Raw genomic sequence first — 15021 nt, forward strand, 5'->3', positions numbered from 1 at the left:
GAGCGAGGCTTGCCCGCGAAGGCCTTGACGCGGTGTGCCGGGTGTACCGCGTCGCTCAGTTCGCGGGCAAGCCTTGCTCCTGCAGGATAGAGGTCTGCCGTATGAATGTTCCGCATCTGCTGGAGGTACCCGTGCCCAACCTGATTCTGCCCACCTATGAAGACGTGCTGGCCGCCGCTGGCCGTATCGAAGGCCACGCCCACAAGACCCCGGTGCTGACTTCGCGTACGGCCAACGAGGAAGTCGGCGCCGAGGTGTTCTTCAAGTGCGAGAACCTGCAACGCATGGGCGCTTTCAAGTTTCGTGGGGCGTTTAACAGCCTGGCGAAATTCGACGAGCGTCAGCGCAAGGCCGGAGTGGTGGCGTTTTCCTCAGGCAACCATGCCCAGGGCGTCGCACTGTCGGCACGGATACTGGGCATCCCGGCAACCATTGTCATGCCCCACGACGCCCCAGCAGCGAAGGTAGCGGCGACTCGCGGTTATGGCGCCAGCGTAGTGCAATACGATCGTTACACCGAAGACCGCGAAGCCATCGGACGCACTCTGGCCGAAGAGCACGGCTTTACCCTGATCCCGCCCTACGACCATCCGGATGTGATCGCCGGGCAGGGCACTGCGGCCAAAGAATTGTTCGAAGAAGTCGGGCCACTGGATGCGTTGTTCGTCTGCCTGGGCGGCGGCGGGTTGCTATCCGGCACGGCGCTGTCGACCCGCGCCCTGGCCCCGGACTGCAAACTCTATGGTGTCGAGCCGGAAGCGGGCAACGATGGCCAACGCTCACTGCGCAGCGGCAGCATTGTGCACATCGACACACCTGTGACCATCGCCGACGGCGCCCAGACTCAGTACCTGGGCAATTACACATTCGAAATCATCCGCCGCGACGTCAACGACATCTACACCGCCAGCGATGCACAACTGGTGGACGCCATGCGCTTCTTTGCCGAGCGCATGAAAATGGTCGTCGAACCTACCGGCTGCCTGGGTTTTGCGGCGGTGCGGGCGTTAAAGGCGCAGTTGCAGGGCCAGCGGGTCGGGGTGATTGTCACGGGCGGCAATATTGATCTGCAGCGTTATGCTGCGTTGTTGGCGCAGGGGTGTGATGGGCTGACAGGGTAAAAGCAGCTTCGTTGAAGCTGGCTTGCTGGCGATAGTCGTGGGGCCGTCACTGGCACGTTTGCGCGCGCTTCGCACTCCATCGCCGCCCATATCAAGCCAGCGGGTTCTGATTCCAGCCAGAGCTTCACGCTCGCCCCATCACCGCCAGATGCATCTCATTCAGCGACAGGATGCGCCTGACGCCGCCCAGTTTGATTGCCTCCTTGGGCATCCCGAACACTACGCTTGAGGCTTCGTCCTGGGCCACGGTGTCGGCGCCTGCTTCGAACATTTCCTTCATGCCCCGGGCTCCGTCGTCGCCCATGCCGGTCATGATGATGCCGGTGGCGTTGCGCCCGGCGAACTTGGCGACCGAGCGCAGCAGCACGTCCACTGACGGTCGATGGCGGTTGACCAGCGGGCCGTCCACCACCTGCACGTGATAGTAGGCGCCGCTGCGGGTGACCATCATGTGTTTGCCGCCTGGGGCGATCAGGGCCAGGCCAGGGAGGACGCGGTCGTTGTTCTTCGCCTCGCGGACTTCGATCTGGCACAGGCCATTGAGGCGCTCGGCAAAGGACGCGGTAAATTTTTCCGGCATATGCTGGACGATGACAATGCCGGGGCTGACCCTGGGCAGGGCGGTCAGCACCGCTTCCAGTGCCTGGGTACCGCCGGTGGAGGTGCCAATGGCGACGATGCGTTCGGTGGTCTGCACCATGGACTGGTTGTGTCCGGCAGGCAGGATGGCATCTGCGTTGAGTTTGACCTGGGGTTCCAGGCGAGGGGGGCTGCGTTTGCCCAGATTCTTGACGTTGGCGCTGGCGGCAGCGCGGATGGCCGCGACCAATACCGCGGCGGATTCAAGAAGGAAATTCTTCAGGCCGACCTGGGGTTTGGTGACGATCTCCACGGCTCCGGCGCTCAGGGCCTGCAAGGTGGTCTCGGCACCTTTCTCGGTCAGGGATGAGCAGATAATCACCGGCGTAGGGCGTTCACTCATGATCTTTTTGAGAAAGGTAATACCGTCCATGCGCGGCATCTCGACATCAAGGACGATCACGTCGGGCCACTCTTTGGCCAGTTTGTCGATGGCGAAAATCGGGTCGGACGCGGCGCCCATCACTTCAATATCCGGCGTCTTGTCGAGGATCGCCATCAGCACCTGACGCACAACGGCGGAGTCATCGACGAGCAGCACTCTGATTTTTTTCATGACGACTTTCAGCACTCGTGCAATGGCTTGTGTTTTACCCAGACGTGACCGCTCCAGGTGTCGAAAACGATATTGCGATGGCCAGTGCGGCCGACGTCCTGAGCTGTGACGTGCAGGTGGTGCCGCTCGGCCAGTTGCAGGGCGGCTTCGATATTCATGTCGGGGACCCCGCTGACAAGGGTGGGTTTGTGTTGCGGGAACATCTCGCCGCCGCCAAACAGTTTGACCTGATAGTCGCCGGGCAGGGTGTTATGGGACTCGACTTCGAGCATGAACATCTCGAAGGCTTCGTCGGCGTACTTGCCACTCAGCCTGTTGCCGCGAATGCGCCGGTTGGGCAGCATGAAGTGGCACATGGCACCAATCCGTCGCTGCGGATGCCAGAGGGTCACGGCAATGCATGAACCCAACACCGTCCTGATACGAGTCGGCTCCGTGGCGAAGTGAAAATCGCCGGGGGACAGATAAACCCGGGGATAGTCCAGAGAGGTTTTCATGGTTTGCGATAGATCGACGGCGCCACGAGCTTGAGTGCATCGCTGATGCCGTTGAGGCTCTCCGAATGGCTGATCATCAGATAACCGCCGGACTTGAGCAGCGGCAGCATACGGGCGATGACCCGGCGTTTGGTCTCCTGGTCGAAATAGATCATCACGTTGCGCAGAAAAATAACCTCGAATTCGCCCATCTCCGGGAAGGCTTCGTTGAGGTTGATCTGCACGAACTTCATGCGATTGCGCAGTGCCCGGTTGACCAGGAACGTCCCGGCCTGGGGACCGACGCCCTTGAGGCAGTACTTGACCAGCAAGGGCTGCGGCAGGGTACCGGCGCGTTCCATGGGGTAATGGCCGCTGCGGGCCTTGGCCAGCATCTGGCTGCTGATATCCGAGCCGACGATCTCCCATGGCGTGGTGCCCAGACCTTCGGACAGAGTCATGGCCAGGCTGTAGGGCTCTTCGCCGGAGGAACTGGCCGCGCTCCACAGGCGGAAAGTCCGCCCCGGTGTGGCCTTGGGCAGGACGTGCTGGCGCAGGAAATCGAAGTGCTTGGGCTCGCGAAAGAAATAGGTTTCGTTGGTGGTCAGCAGGTCCAGGGCGACCTGCAATTCGTGCTCGCTCTGACCGCCCATGATCAGCTTGAAATACTCGCCGTAACTGTTCAGCTCGTAATGCTTGAGGCGCTTGAACAGGCGCCCGGCCACCAGGGCCTTCTTGGCCGGTGACAGGTTAATCCCCGCCGCCCGGTGCAGCCATTGCTGGAAGCTGTGGAACTCGCTGTCATTGAGCGGCGTAGCGTTCATCCACTTATCCCTGTGGTGACGGTTCGACGGCGAGGTTGCCAGCGGCCAGGCTGGACATCTCGTCGATGGATAGCACCCGGTCCACGTCCAGGACAATGACGAACTTGCCCTCGACCTTGCCCATGCCGCTGATGAAATCGGCACGGATCCGTGCGCCAAAACTTGGCGGCGGCTCGATGGCGCTGGCGGCGATTTCCATCACCGCCGACACCGTGTCCACCAGCAGGCCGATGTCCTGTGGCTGGCCGTCACCGCCTGCGGCTTCGATGATCACTACGCAACTGCGTCGGGTAATGTCCGAATTCTGGCGGCCGAAACGCGCCGACAGGTCGACTACCGGCACCACTGCACCGCGCAGGTTGATCACCCCGCGCACGAATGCGGGCATCATTGGTACGACTGTGAGGTTGCCGTACTCGATGATTTCCTTGATGCCGAGGATGGCGATGGCAAACATTTCGCCGCCGAGCATGAAGGTCAGGTATTGCGCCTCTTCCTCCCGGGCGGCGGACGTTTTCTGGTTGGTCGTGGCAAGTGCACCCATGGCTTGAGCCTCCGTTAGAACCGTGTGAAGTCGGCTTCGTCAGGGCCGCTTGCGGTTTGATAGGCAAAGTTGGGCTGCCGCACCACGGGTTGCTGCGGCGCTCTTGGCGGTTTGCGATTCTCATTGCTCTTGCTCGAGACCGATTGCACTGCACCCTTGTTCCCGCTGTCGAGGCGGAAGAAGCTCATGACTTGTTGCAGTTGCTCGGCCTGGCTGCTCATTTCTTCTGCGGTGGCGGCCAGTTCTTCGCTGCTGGAGGCGTTCTGCTGGGTGACCTGATTGAGCTGGTTCATGGCCGTATTGATCTGCGCGACACCGGCTGCCTGTTCTTCGGACGCAGCGCTGATCTCCTGGACCAGGTCCGAGGTTTTGTTGATCGACGGGACCATTTCATCGAGCAGCTTGCCGGCTTTTTCCGCCATTTCGACGCTGCTGGAGGACAGCTCGCCGATTTCCTGAGCGGCGACCTGGCTGCGTTCGGCCAGTTTGCGCACTTCGGCAGCAACCACGGCAAAGCCTTTGCCGTGCTCTCCGGCGCGGGCGGCTTCGATGGCGGCATTGAGGGCCAGCAGGTTGGTCTGGTAGGCGATGTCGTCGATGATGCTGATGCGCTGGGCGATTTTTTTCATCGCCACCACGGTCTGCTGCACCGACTCGCCGCCGTCGGTGGCCTCGGTAGCGGCCTTGCTGGCCATGCCGTCGGTGACTTTGGCGTTCTCGGTGTTCTGGTTGATGCTGGCGCTCATCTGTTCGATAGAAGCGCTGGTTTCCTCGACACTGGCGGCCTGTTCGCTGGTGGCCTGGCTCATGGACTGGGCGGTGGCGCTGACTTCTTCCGAGGCGCTGGCCAGGTTATCGGCAGTGTTGCGCACCTCGCCGATGATATGCGACAGCTTGGCGATCATATTCTGCATGGCGGCCAGCAGCAGACCGGTTTCATCCCGCGAACGTACCTCGATCCGCGCACTCAGATCGCCCTCGGCCAGTTGCCCGGCGACTTCGGCTGCTTCACGCAGGGGGCGGGAAATGATTCGGGCAATGAACAGCGCCAGCGTGAAGCCAATCAGCAGGGTCACTACGAGCACGATGATGATTGACAGGCGCGAGTCGGCATACAGCTTGTTGCCGCGCTCGGTGGCATCGGCGCCGCCGCCGGCGTTGAGTTCGACCATTTTTTGCAGGTCGCCCGTGACGGCGTCGAACAGGCGCCGGGAATCGCCGGTGAGGATGACGTGCGCTTCCTCACTGCGGTTTTGCCGGGATTCGCTGAGCATCTTGGCGCTGGCATTCTGATAAGCGTTCCAGTCAGCTATGAACGCGTCCAGCAGTGCCTTGTCCTCGGCGTTGGAGAGAATCTTGGTGTAGGACTCGATCCGGGTATCGATCTGTTTCTTCGAGTCGGCGGCTTCCACTTCCACTGCGGCCTTTTCTTCGGCCGAGGCGGTGGCCAGGTGACGGTACTCTTTGATCCGGTAGTTGGCCGCATAGAAACGCATGCCCGAGGCCATGCGCATGGACGGCATCCAATTGGTGCCCAGGTCTGTGGCGGTCTGGTTGACCTGACTCAGTTGGTAGATGGCGAAGGCGCCCATGGCAGCGGTCAGCACCAGTACGATCATGAACGAGGTGATCAGTTTGGTGGCGATTTTCAGGTTATAGAACCATTTCATTGGGGCATTCCTCCTTGGAGGGAACTGTTGGCAGCCGAGCGGGAGAGGAGCGAGGCGTTACGGGTTTCCATGCTTACGATCTGGGTGAGCAGCGAGGGCACGTCGAGAATCAACGCGACCGAGCCGTTGCCGAGAATGGTCGAGCCGCTGATCCCGCGCAGGGCGCCGAACAGCTTGCCCAGGGGTTTGATCACGGTCTGGAATTCGCCCAGCAGATCATCCACGACCAGCCCGGCCTTTTGTTCGGCACTGCGCACTACCACGACGTTCTGTCGGCCGCTGGGCTCACCTTCGTGACCGAAGTGGTCACGCAGCCTGACCAGTGGCAGGACCTCGCCGCGCAGATCCAGGTAGCTGCTTTCCCGTGGCGGGTGATTGGCTTCGTTGAGCTCGATGCATTCCTGCACCATGTCCAGAGGGATGACGTAGATCGCCTGATCGACGCTTACCAGGAAACCGCTGATGATCGCCAGGGTCAGCGGCAGGCGGATGCGTACCGTGGTGCCCAGGCCCGGCTGGCTGTCGAGATCGACACTACCGCGCAGGGCAGTGATATTGCGCTTGACCACGTCCATGCCGACACCGCGCCCGGACAGGTTGGTCACCGCTTCGGCGGTGGAGAAACCGGGCTCGAAGATCAGGTTGTAGATTTCCTGATCGCTGAGGTTGGCCCCGACCGGCACCAGTCCGCGTTCCTGGGCTTTGGCCAGGATGCGCTCGCGATTCAGCCCGGCGCCGTCATCGGCGATCTCCAGGACGATGGTGCTGGCATCGTGATAGGCATTAAGGCGCAGCAGACCTTTCAGCGGTTTGCCCGCAGCGAGCCTGGCCTGGGGCGCTTCGAGACCGTGGTCCATGGCGTTGCGCAGCAGGTGCATGAGCGGGTCGCCGATCTTTTCCACCACCGTCTTGTCCAGCTCGGTCTCGGCACCGCTGATCAGCAGGTCGATATCCTTGCCCAATTCCTGGCTGACGTCCCGCACTACGCGGCGGAAACGGTTGAAGGTATCGCCGATGGGGATCATGCGCAGGCCCAGGGCACCGTCGAGAATCTCCTCGACCAGGCCCGAGACCACCGAGGCCGACTCCTGCAAGGGATCGTTCTGGCAACCGCGAGCCAACTGGCTGGCCCCGGCGCTGGCGATCACCAGTTCACCGACCAGGTTGATCAGTTCGTCGAGCTTGTCGGCGTTGACCCGGACAAAGCGGCCCTCCTTGGTTTTCTGCTCCTGCATGCCGTTTTGCTTGTCCAGGGCCGATTGCACCACCACCGGCTCCACGGCGCGCTGTTCGATGAGGATTTCACCTAGCGGCTGTGGCGCGATCTCCTGGTCGGCAGCCTGGCGTTGTGTGCGCAGACCTTGTTCCAGCTCATGCACGGTCAGGGCGCCACAGGTGGTAAGGATCTCGCCGAGGCGAGTGGGGTGCTCCGGCAGGGCCTCGATCAGTTGCAGGTATTCTTCGATACGGCTATGGGGCGCGAGGATGTGAATCAGGCAGTCGTCGCGGACAAAGTCGAAGGCTTCGGAAATCTGCGTCTTGCTGGCATTGGAGCGGTAATCGATCTCGAAACCCAGGTAGCAGCTCTCGGCATCGACCTCGCCGAGGGTCGGCATGGCGTCGGCCAAGGTAGTGATATAGACGATCTCGCCAAGGGTGTTGAGGTAGCGCAGGAACGACAGCGGATCCATGCCGTTGCGCAATACATCCGGCCCGAAGCGCAGGGAGATATGCCACAGGTCCGAGCTGACCGTATCGCCGCCGATGGTCTGCACCTCTGTACTCTGGGGCTGAGCCGCCGGGCTTTGCGTGGTCATGGCGGTGCTGGCACTGCGGTACTGTTGCAGGTCCAGGCGCAGGCTTTCTTCCCGGGCGAGGGCGGCGCTGTCGAGGTTGCGGCCCTGGCTGGCCACCACGTCGATCAGTTCCAGCATATGGTCACCGCACTTGAGCAACAGGGCGATCAACGCCGTATTCACTTGAATCTGGCCATCGCGCAGGCGGTCCAGGACGTCTTCGACGATATGGGTGAAACCGACGATGGCGTCCAGGCCGAACAGCCCGGCCGAACCCTTGATGGTGTGGGCAGCACGGAAAATCGCGCCGAGGATGTCCGGATCGTCGGGGTGGGTTTCCAGGCGCAGCAGGGACTCCTCCATCTCCTGCAACAGTTCGTGTGCTTCTACGATAAAGGTCTGTTGTGCTTGGTCGAGATTTATGCCCACGGTTACATCCTTTAAAAGCGGGACAACTGCAAATATCCAGACTCACTTCTGTGTGTTCGAACGTTTCATGGAGACTTTTATAGGGCCAGCTGTGGGAGCGAATTCATTCGCGAAGATGGCATTCCAGGCGACAACTATCTATCGAACACACCGGCCTCTTCGCGAATGAATTCGCTCCCACAGATAAATTTCAAGCCTCATTCATTCAACTGGTGCCAGGATCAGCGGGTCGCCGAAATAGGGCGCCAGGTTGCACAGCTCGAACGTCTCCAATACCGCCGGGCTATGCCCGTCCAGATGCAGGGCCTTGCCGGCGCGCTGGCTTTCACGCTTGCTCAGCATCAGCAGTTGCAGGCCGGCGCTGTCCATCTCGGTGACCTGGGACAGATCGACGGCCAGGTCGTCGCCGTTGTTCTGCATATCCGCCAGCAAGGGCAGCAGCACGGCGCCCAGTTCCGCAGCGGTGTAGATGGTCATTTCGCCTTCAATGCTGACCCGTACGGTGCCGTCATGGCGTTGGCAGGTAATCGACATGGCAATAGCTCCCGCCGGTCAGGGCATGATCAGCTTGGCCACGGCGGCGAGCATCTGCGCAGGCTGGAACGGCTTGACCACCCAGGCCCGGGCGCCGGCGGCCTGGCCTTCCTGTTTCTTGGATTCCTGGGATTCGGTTGTGAGCATGATGATTGGCGTGAATTTGTAGCTGGCCAGCTTCTTCACTTCCTTGACGAAGGTGATGCCGTCCATGTTCGGCATGTTCACGTCGCTGATGATCAGATGGACTTTCTGCCCGGTAAGCTTGCCCAGGGCATCCTTGCCGTCGCTGGCTTCGATCACGTCGTAACCGGCGCTTTTCAAGGCAATGCTGACGACCTGGCGGACGCTGCTGGAATCGTCGACAACCATTACATTCTTTGCCATAGCGTACAGTTCCTAAAAAAAAGTGATTTCGTGAGCGGACGAGGCGGTGGCACTGCCATGGTGGTTCTGGCGCTGCTCGTCGGTGGCGTAGGTCAGCTCCATGTCGGCCAGCCATGCCTTGACGTCGATCTGATCGAGTTTTTCCGGATCCTGGCGAGCGTCGAGCAGACGCTGATGCAGAGCCTCCATGTTGTTACGAACATGGCTGAGTATCTGACTGACCCGGTCCTGGAATTGCAGGCTGACGAGCACTTCGGTCATCTCCTTGCGGATGCCGGCGCTTTCTTCCTGCAATAGGCCGGCGGACTCGGAAAGGCGCCGAGTGATGCTTTTGAAACGCTCCAGAACCAGTTGGATGCTGTGTTCCGATTCGCTCACCGAATCGCTGTCATGCCCGGCGCTGCTGGCGGCCGCCTGTACCAGTTGAGTGATTGCGCCGTTGATAATGTCGACCTTGGCCGACATCTTCTGTCCGGTTTCGCTGGACTGACTGGACAGGGTGCGCACGGCATCGGCGACCACGGCAAAACCGCGGCCTGCTTCACCGGCACGAGCGGCCTCGATGGCGGCATTGAGGGCCAGCAGGTTGGTTTGCGCGGCGATGGCGGCGACGTCGGCAGCCATGGCCCGCAACTCGCCGGTGTAGTCGGTCAGGTGATTGACCTGGGCGAGCATCTCGTCGCGACTGTGTTGGGTCGCCTTGAGCGAATCGATCACCTGTAGCAACTCATCGTCGCTTTGGGCCAGCACCTGCAAGGCGCCGTCAGCGCTGTTACCGGCCAGGTCGCCCGCCGCCAGTTGCGAGGCGTTGGCGGTTTCCTGCAAGCGGTTGGAGATGCCGTAGAAGCGGTTACTTAACTCGACGATGGCGGATTCGGTCTGGGCCCGGGAGCTTTCGATCTGCTTTGACCAGATCGGCACGGTTTTCAGGCAGATGGCGGCAAGACCGCTCTCTTGTGATTGCTCTACGTTCTGCCGGGAAGACTGGTTGGCGCTGTGATGACGGCTGGTGAGGGCAGCCAGTTGCTGGCGATGCTGACTGGCGCTCCACAGGCTGGCCAGTGCGCCAAGGACCACCAGGCCCACGGCCAGGCCAAGGGGTTGCGCATTGATGCCGCCTGTCAGCAGAACGGCAGCAGCGCCCAGTGCAGCGAGCAGAAGGGGAAGCCATGCAAAGGTTTGGTTGGAGGTTGCCGGGACGTCGTCAGAAAAAGAAGAACTGGAATGCATTACTTCGTCCTTGATTTTGATAATCGGTCCACAGATTTTTTGTGACCAAATGCTTGGGCGAAGATTAGCCCAATTCCTGCCGTTCGTCCTCGAGCGGCGAGCATGTTTTTTTCCATAAAGCAAAAGCTTCACGTCTAAACATTTGTTTTAATTGAAATTAATCGAAAATAAACATTTCGCCACCATTCGTCGTACAACATCTGTACTGCTCAGCCGAATTGCTGTCGGTAATGACTGGGCGTCAGGCCAAGCTTTTCGCTGAACAGAAAACGCATGTGCCGCACGCTGCCGAATCCGCTACGCCAGGCGATGGTCTTGAGAGGCAGGTCGGTGGTCTCCAGCAGTTGCCGGGCGCGGTCAATGCGCGCGTTCTGAATGAATTCGGTGGGGGTGGCCCCGACCTCTTTGGAAAACACGCGAGTGAAGTGCCGGGTGCTCATCTGGGCCAGATGGGCGAGGGATTCGATATTGAATTCTTCCTGCAAGTTGTCCAGAACATGATTCTGCACTCGGGTGATGGGCGAATCCTCGGCGGATACCGCCGCCAGCATCGGGCTGAACTGGGCCTGACCGCCCTGGCGTTTCATGGCCACCAGCAACACTTTGGCCACCGACAGGGCCACCTTGCGCCCGTGATCTTCGGCTACCACGGCCAGCGCCAGGTCGATCCCCGCAGTGACGCCGCCGGAAGTGATTATCTGGCGGTCTTCGATATAGATTTGATCGGTACCGACCAGGGCCTTGGGAAAGGCCTTGGTCAGGCGGTCGATGTAGTTCCAGTGAGTGGTGACCTGATAGCCGTCGAGCAGGCCCGCGTGGCCGAGAATGAAGGCCCCGGTGCAGATCGAGCCGTAGCGCCGGGACTGCCGCACGGCGTTATTGAGCCAGTTTTGCAGGGCAGGGTGACGGTCGTTGTAGGCGCCGGGGCCGCCGGGCACCAGCAGCAGGTCGTAGCAACCCTGGTCGTTGTCGATGCAGGTATCGGCCTGGACCGAAACGCCATTGGACGCACGTATCAGCGTCGGCTGGGTACCAACGGTAGTCATTCGGTAATGATTCGCCGCGTCCAGGTAACGGTTGGCGATTGAGAACACCTCGAGCGGCCCGGCCATATCGAGCAGCAGAAAATCGGGATACAGCACGACGGCGACGTCTTTCATGGCCGCCGGGCCTTGGCGGTAACAGGGACTCTGGTCATGTGCGGGGCCTTGCTGAATGAAATCTCGAGTGACTTTAACATACTGAATAAAAAGAATATTTCAGGTTCTTTTGCATCCTTGGGGGTGATCGAATCTGAGTCTGGAGCGACAGCCATGCTAGCGATAAGTATGTCCGCGATCTGTGAAATGTAGTGGATTTCCGGTCGCCAGATCGTTGAGTGGAGCAGCCTATTCGCGAATGAATGCTCTCCCAACTTGCTTCTGCTGCGGATAGGCAGTGCCTGTCGCGGAGTTACCAACTCCCGGAGGCGCCACCCCCGCCACTGGAACCTCCGCCACCGGAAGAGCTGGAACTCGAGCTGGAACTGGACCGGCTCGAACCTCCTGACGAAGAACTGCCGCTACCACCGCTGCCCTTGCCGATGCTGAACAGGATCAGCAGCAGAATCCACAAGCCAGGCAGCATCACCAGCCAGGTCTGCAGATGGTTCAAGCCGTTGGCTGCCTGACCTGAGATTAAGGTGATAGCCACTGCTATCAGCAGGCGAATCCAGAAGCTCAGCGGGCTCTTGCGCCAGGTCGCGCGCATCAGCAGGAACATGCCGAACCACAGGCCGACAAACAACAATACTCCCGCTGGCCATGCCAGGCCGTAGATCAGCACCGCCGAGCCGAGGCTGCGGCTGACAACCACCATCACTGCGATATAAACGATCAGCCCCAGCACCACGTAGAACGCCGTGCGCGCCATCCACAGGGCGCCGAAAGTTGCGCCACCTACCAGCAGGCACAGCGGCACCACCAGGAGTTGCGCGGGCCACTCATGACCACCGGTTGCGGCGACCAGAATGGCTGTGGTCAGCAGCGCCAGGCCCAATGTCCAGCGCCAGGTCAGCTTTCTGGCAAAGGCCAGCACCCCCAGGACTGCACCGAGGATAAAGGCGATCAGCACGCCATAGGCCTGCATCGGCATTTGCCACGGGGCTGACTCGGGCAGGGTTTCGCCGTCCACCAGCAGGATCAATGCGTCCACGGCCTGTTCGATACCCTGATCGAAGTGGTCCTCGCGAAAGGCCGGGGTCATGCGCTCGCGGATGATCTGGCTGGCCAGCAGATCAGTGATGGTGCCTTCCAGGCCATAGCCGACTTCGATGCGCATCTTGTGATCGTCCTTGGCCACGACCACCAGCACGCCGTCATTGGCGTCCTTGCGCCCCAGCTTCCAGGTGCGGAACTGTTGGTTGGCGTAGTCCTCGATGTTCATCTCGCCGGTAGTGGGCAGTATCAGCACGGCGATCTGCGCACCCTTGCGAGTTTCCAGATCGGCGATCTTGCGTTCCAGGCGCTGGCGGGTCGGGTCGTCGAGAGTCTGGGTCAGGTCGTTGACGCGGCCGTGCATGACTGGCAGCAACGGGCTGTCGGCGGCATGGCCCAGACTGACCAGACACAGCCATAACAACAGGCTGGCAAGGCTCCAGCGGGGCAGGCGCGACGGGGCAACGGACATGGGACTTCCTTGATGGGCAGACGATGGGGCGGCGTGGCTCAGACCTGTGGCCAGTGTGCCAGTTCCCCCAGGCCGGGCGTGAGCACTGCATCACGAAAGTCAGGCTCGACCTGTTGCTGCCAAACTCAACCCGCCAACTGAATGCATGTATGTCATTGTGGGACCGGCTTTAACGGGGAAGGCGATATTGAAGGCAAGGGACATGTATTGATCATGCCTGCGCCTTCCCGGCTAAAGCCGGTCCCACAGGGGTTATGCGTTAGTAAGGACTGGCCGTCGGCCGTACGATCAATTCGCTGACATCGACATCCGCCGGTTGCTCCACCGCATAGGCAATCGCCCGGGCAATGGCCATGGCCGGGATGGAGATCCTGCGAAATTCGCGCATCAGGCTGCGGCCGCCCTCATCGGAAATACTCTCGGCCAGCTCTGACTCGGTCACGCCGGGGGATATCAAGGTCACGCGGATATCACCACCGACCTCCTGGCGCAGGCCTTCGGATATCGCCCGCACGGCAAACTTGGTCGCGCAATACACTGCGGCGGTAGGGCTGACGGTATAGGCGCCGATGGAAGCGATATTGATGAACTGCCCCGAGCGTTGCGCCTGCATCAACGGCAGGCCGGCGGCGATGCCGTGGAGCACGCCACGGATATTGACGTCGATCATGCGGTCCCATTCCTCGACTTTCAGGGCGTCGAGGGTCGACAGCGGCATGACCCCGGCGTTATTGATCAGCACGTCGATTCGGCCATGCTGGCTGACCGCAAAATCGACAAAGGCCTGCACATCGGCGCGATCAGTCACGTCCAGCGCCTGATACAGGGCCTGGCCGCCTTCTGCATTGATCTCGGCGCACAGGGCTTGCAGGCGTTCGGTACGCCGCGCGCCAAGCACGACCCGAGCGCCCTGAGCGGCCAGCAGGCGGGCGGTGGCTTCGCCGATGCCGCTGCTGGCGCCGGTGATCAAGATGACTTTATTTGAGGTGGACATATGGGTGACTCCCTGGCTGGTATGGGGCCAGAGTAGGGCGGTGCGGTCCGGCATCGTTATCCGGATCCTTCGCGGTTTTTGCCTGATCCTGTAGAACGGCAGTGCTTGCGTTGACAGCGACTCGGGGCCCATGGATGAATGAGGTCCATTCGCCAAGGACCCTGCCATGACCACTGTTACGCCCTTTGGCTCTTCTTCACTGGACCCGGCCACCGTGCGCCGGGCCGAACTGGTAAAGCGGATCAAGCGCCTGGCGCCGTTGTCAGGTACCTATGAAACGGCTATCCCGAGCCTGAATTTCATTCGCAGTGACGTCACCGGTGAAACCCTGCATATCCTGCATAAACCGGCGCTGTGCGTGATTCTGCAAGGGCGCAAGGAGGTGCGCCTGTGGCATGAAACCTACCACTATGATGCACTGAATTATCTGGTGGTATCGGTCACGCTGCCGTTGTCCGGAGAGGTCATACAGGCCAGTGCCGATGAGCCATATCTGTGTGTGCGCCTGGATATCGATACGGCTGAAATTGCCGGGCTGCTCGCCGGGATCCGGCCGGTGGAGGCGTCTGCGAGCACCGGGCGCGGCCTGTTTCTTGACGAGCTGGACACGCCATTGCTCGACGCTCTGATGCGTCTGGTTGGCCTGCTGGAAACGCCGGAGGACATCGCACTGTTGGCGCCAATGGCCCTGCGCGAGATTTTCTACAGGGTATTGCGTGGCAGACAGGGCGCGCGCCTGCTGGAGATTGCCATTCCTGACAGCCAGACCCAGCGGGTCAGTCGTGCCATCGAATGGTTGAACAATCATTACATCGAACCGCTGCGTATCGACGAACTGGCGCAACGGGTCCATCTCAGCCCGTCGACCCTGCATCAGCGTTTCAAGGCAGTGACGGCCATGAGCCCGTTGCAGTACCAGAAGCAGTTGCGCCTGCAGGAAGCCCGACGCCTATTGATCAGCGAGCACACCGACGTATCCTCGACCAGTTATCGCATGGGTTACGAAAGTCCGTCGCAGTTTTGCCGCGAGTACAGCCGTTTGTTTGGCGCTTCGCCGCTCAAGGATGTGGCGCGGTTGCGGGCGCAGGTGGTGTAGACCTGTGGGGGGGGCGGGGGGGGCGCGGGGGGGGGGTTGAGCGGGGGGGGGGGCGCCC

General features: G+C 60.9%; 13 protein-coding genes and 1 pseudogene. 2 read left to right on the top strand and 12 right to left on the bottom strand.

Features of this window, described 5'->3' with window-relative positions:
* Positions 1 to 101 precede the first annotated feature (101 nt).
* The gene (locus ACCD02_RS30395; protein WP_413310031.1) at positions 102 to 1121 is read left to right on the top strand and encodes a threo-3-hydroxy-L-aspartate ammonia-lyase; all 1020 of its coding nucleotides are present in this window, start codon (positions 102 to 104) and stop codon (positions 1119 to 1121) included.
* A 124-nt stretch (positions 1122 to 1245) separates the two neighbouring features.
* Here ACCD02_RS30395 and ACCD02_RS30400 read toward each other — a convergent pair whose 3' ends face one another.
* From ACCD02_RS30400 to ACCD02_RS30455, 12 genes and pseudogenes are all read right to left on the bottom strand, one after another.
* Positions 1246 to 2316, bottom strand: a complete 1071-nt coding sequence (locus tag ACCD02_RS30400) for a protein-glutamate methylesterase/protein-glutamine glutaminase (RefSeq protein WP_413310033.1) — start codon at positions 2314 to 2316, stop codon at positions 1246 to 1248.
* Positions 2285 to 2813: pseudogene (locus ACCD02_RS30405) on the bottom strand (chemotaxis protein CheD). Before ACCD02_RS30405 ends, ACCD02_RS30400 begins: the two are co-directional and overlap by 32 nt.
* On the bottom strand, positions 2810 to 3616 hold the full coding sequence (locus ACCD02_RS30410; protein WP_413310035.1) for a CheR family methyltransferase: 807 nt from the start codon (positions 3614 to 3616) through the stop codon (positions 2810 to 2812). Before ACCD02_RS30410 ends, ACCD02_RS30405 begins: the two are co-directional and overlap by 4 nt.
* A 4-nt stretch (positions 3617 to 3620) precedes the next feature.
* Complete coding sequence (locus tag ACCD02_RS30415; protein WP_413310036.1) at positions 3621 to 4160, bottom strand: chemotaxis protein CheW; 540 nt, start codon at positions 4158 to 4160, stop codon at positions 3621 to 3623.
* A gap of 14 nt (positions 4161 to 4174) precedes the next feature.
* On the bottom strand, positions 4175 to 5830 hold the full coding sequence (locus tag ACCD02_RS30420; RefSeq protein ID WP_413310038.1) for a methyl-accepting chemotaxis protein: 1656 nt from the start codon (positions 5828 to 5830) through the stop codon (positions 4175 to 4177).
* Positions 5827 to 8055 carry a chemotaxis protein CheA gene (locus ACCD02_RS30425; protein WP_413310040.1) on the bottom strand — a complete coding sequence of 743 codons (2229 nt, stop codon included), beginning with the start codon at positions 8053 to 8055 and terminating at the stop codon, positions 5827 to 5829. Before ACCD02_RS30425 ends, ACCD02_RS30420 begins: the two co-directional genes overlap by 4 nt.
* Positions 8056 to 8256: 201 nt before the next feature.
* Entirely contained in the window at positions 8257 to 8589 is a 333-nt protein-coding gene (locus ACCD02_RS30430) for a lipid asymmetry maintenance protein MlaB (RefSeq protein WP_413310042.1), read from the bottom strand.
* 18 nt (positions 8590 to 8607) lie between these two features.
* Positions 8608 to 8976: a response regulator gene (locus ACCD02_RS30435; RefSeq protein ID WP_259110230.1), complete on the bottom strand. Its 369-nt coding sequence runs from the start codon at positions 8974 to 8976 to the stop codon at positions 8608 to 8610.
* A 12-nt stretch (positions 8977 to 8988) separates the two neighbouring features.
* Complete coding sequence (locus ACCD02_RS30440; RefSeq protein ID WP_413310044.1) at positions 8989 to 10206, bottom strand: methyl-accepting chemotaxis protein; 1218 nt, start codon at positions 10204 to 10206, stop codon at positions 8989 to 8991.
* 209 nt (positions 10207 to 10415) lie between these two features.
* Positions 10416 to 11366, bottom strand: a complete 951-nt coding sequence (locus tag ACCD02_RS30445; RefSeq protein WP_413310046.1) for a GlxA family transcriptional regulator — start codon at positions 11364 to 11366, stop codon at positions 10416 to 10418.
* 292 nt (positions 11367 to 11658) lie between these two features.
* Complete coding sequence (locus ACCD02_RS30450; protein ID WP_413310048.1) at positions 11659 to 12873, bottom strand: TPM domain-containing protein; 1215 nt, start codon at positions 12871 to 12873, stop codon at positions 11659 to 11661.
* 259 nt (positions 12874 to 13132) lie between these two features.
* Positions 13133 to 13867, bottom strand: coding sequence for an SDR family oxidoreductase (locus ACCD02_RS30455; RefSeq protein ID WP_413310050.1), 735 nt, complete (start codon positions 13865 to 13867; stop codon positions 13133 to 13135).
* Positions 13868 to 14033: 166 nt separating this feature from the next.
* Between ACCD02_RS30455 and ACCD02_RS30460 the strand changes: the two genes are divergently transcribed.
* Entirely contained in the window at positions 14034 to 14963 is a 930-nt protein-coding gene (locus ACCD02_RS30460; protein ID WP_413310052.1) for an AraC family transcriptional regulator N-terminal domain-containing protein, read from the top strand.
* Positions 14964 to 15021 lie beyond the last annotated feature (58 nt).

The sequence above is a fragment of the Pseudomonas sp. Pseusp88 genome (genome assembly GCF_047303955.1).
Classification (GTDB): Bacteria; Pseudomonadota; Gammaproteobacteria; order Pseudomonadales; family Pseudomonadaceae; genus Aquipseudomonas.

Bases quoted from the DNA above. Each gene is read 5' to 3' on its own strand.
- ACCD02_RS30395 (WP_413310031.1), top strand. From the start codon at position 102: ATGAATGTTCCGCATCTGCTGGAGGTACCCGTGCCCAACCTGATTCTG.
- ACCD02_RS30400 (WP_413310033.1), bottom strand. From the start codon at position 2,316: ATGAAAAAAATCAGAGTGCTGCTCGTCGATGACTCCGCCGTTGTGCGT.
- ACCD02_RS30410 (WP_413310035.1), bottom strand. From the start codon at position 3,616: ATGAACGCTACGCCGCTCAATGACAGCGAGTTCCACAGCTTCCAGCAA.
- ACCD02_RS30415 (WP_413310036.1), bottom strand. From the start codon at position 4,160: ATGGGTGCACTTGCCACGACCAACCAGAAAACGTCCGCCGCCCGGGAG.
- ACCD02_RS30420 (WP_413310038.1), bottom strand. From the start codon at position 5,830: ATGAAATGGTTCTATAACCTGAAAATCGCCACCAAACTGATCACCTCG.
- ACCD02_RS30430 (WP_413310042.1), bottom strand. From the start codon at position 8,589: ATGTCGATTACCTGCCAACGCCATGACGGCACCGTACGGGTCAGCATT.
- ACCD02_RS30435 (WP_259110230.1), bottom strand. From the start codon at position 8,976: ATGGCAAAGAATGTAATGGTTGTCGACGATTCCAGCAGCGTCCGCCAG.
- ACCD02_RS30440 (WP_413310044.1), bottom strand. From the start codon at position 10,206: ATGCATTCCAGTTCTTCTTTTTCTGACGACGTCCCGGCAACCTCCAAC.
- ACCD02_RS30445 (WP_413310046.1), bottom strand. From the start codon at position 11,366: ATGAAAGACGTCGCCGTCGTGCTGTATCCCGATTTTCTGCTGCTCGAT.
- ACCD02_RS30450 (WP_413310048.1), bottom strand. From the start codon at position 12,873: ATGTCCGTTGCCCCGTCGCGCCTGCCCCGCTGGAGCCTTGCCAGCCTG.
- ACCD02_RS30455 (WP_413310050.1), bottom strand. From the start codon at position 13,867: ATGTCCACCTCAAATAAAGTCATCTTGATCACCGGCGCCAGCAGCGGC.
- ACCD02_RS30460 (WP_413310052.1), top strand. From the start codon at position 14,034: ATGACCACTGTTACGCCCTTTGGCTCTTCTTCACTGGACCCGGCCACC.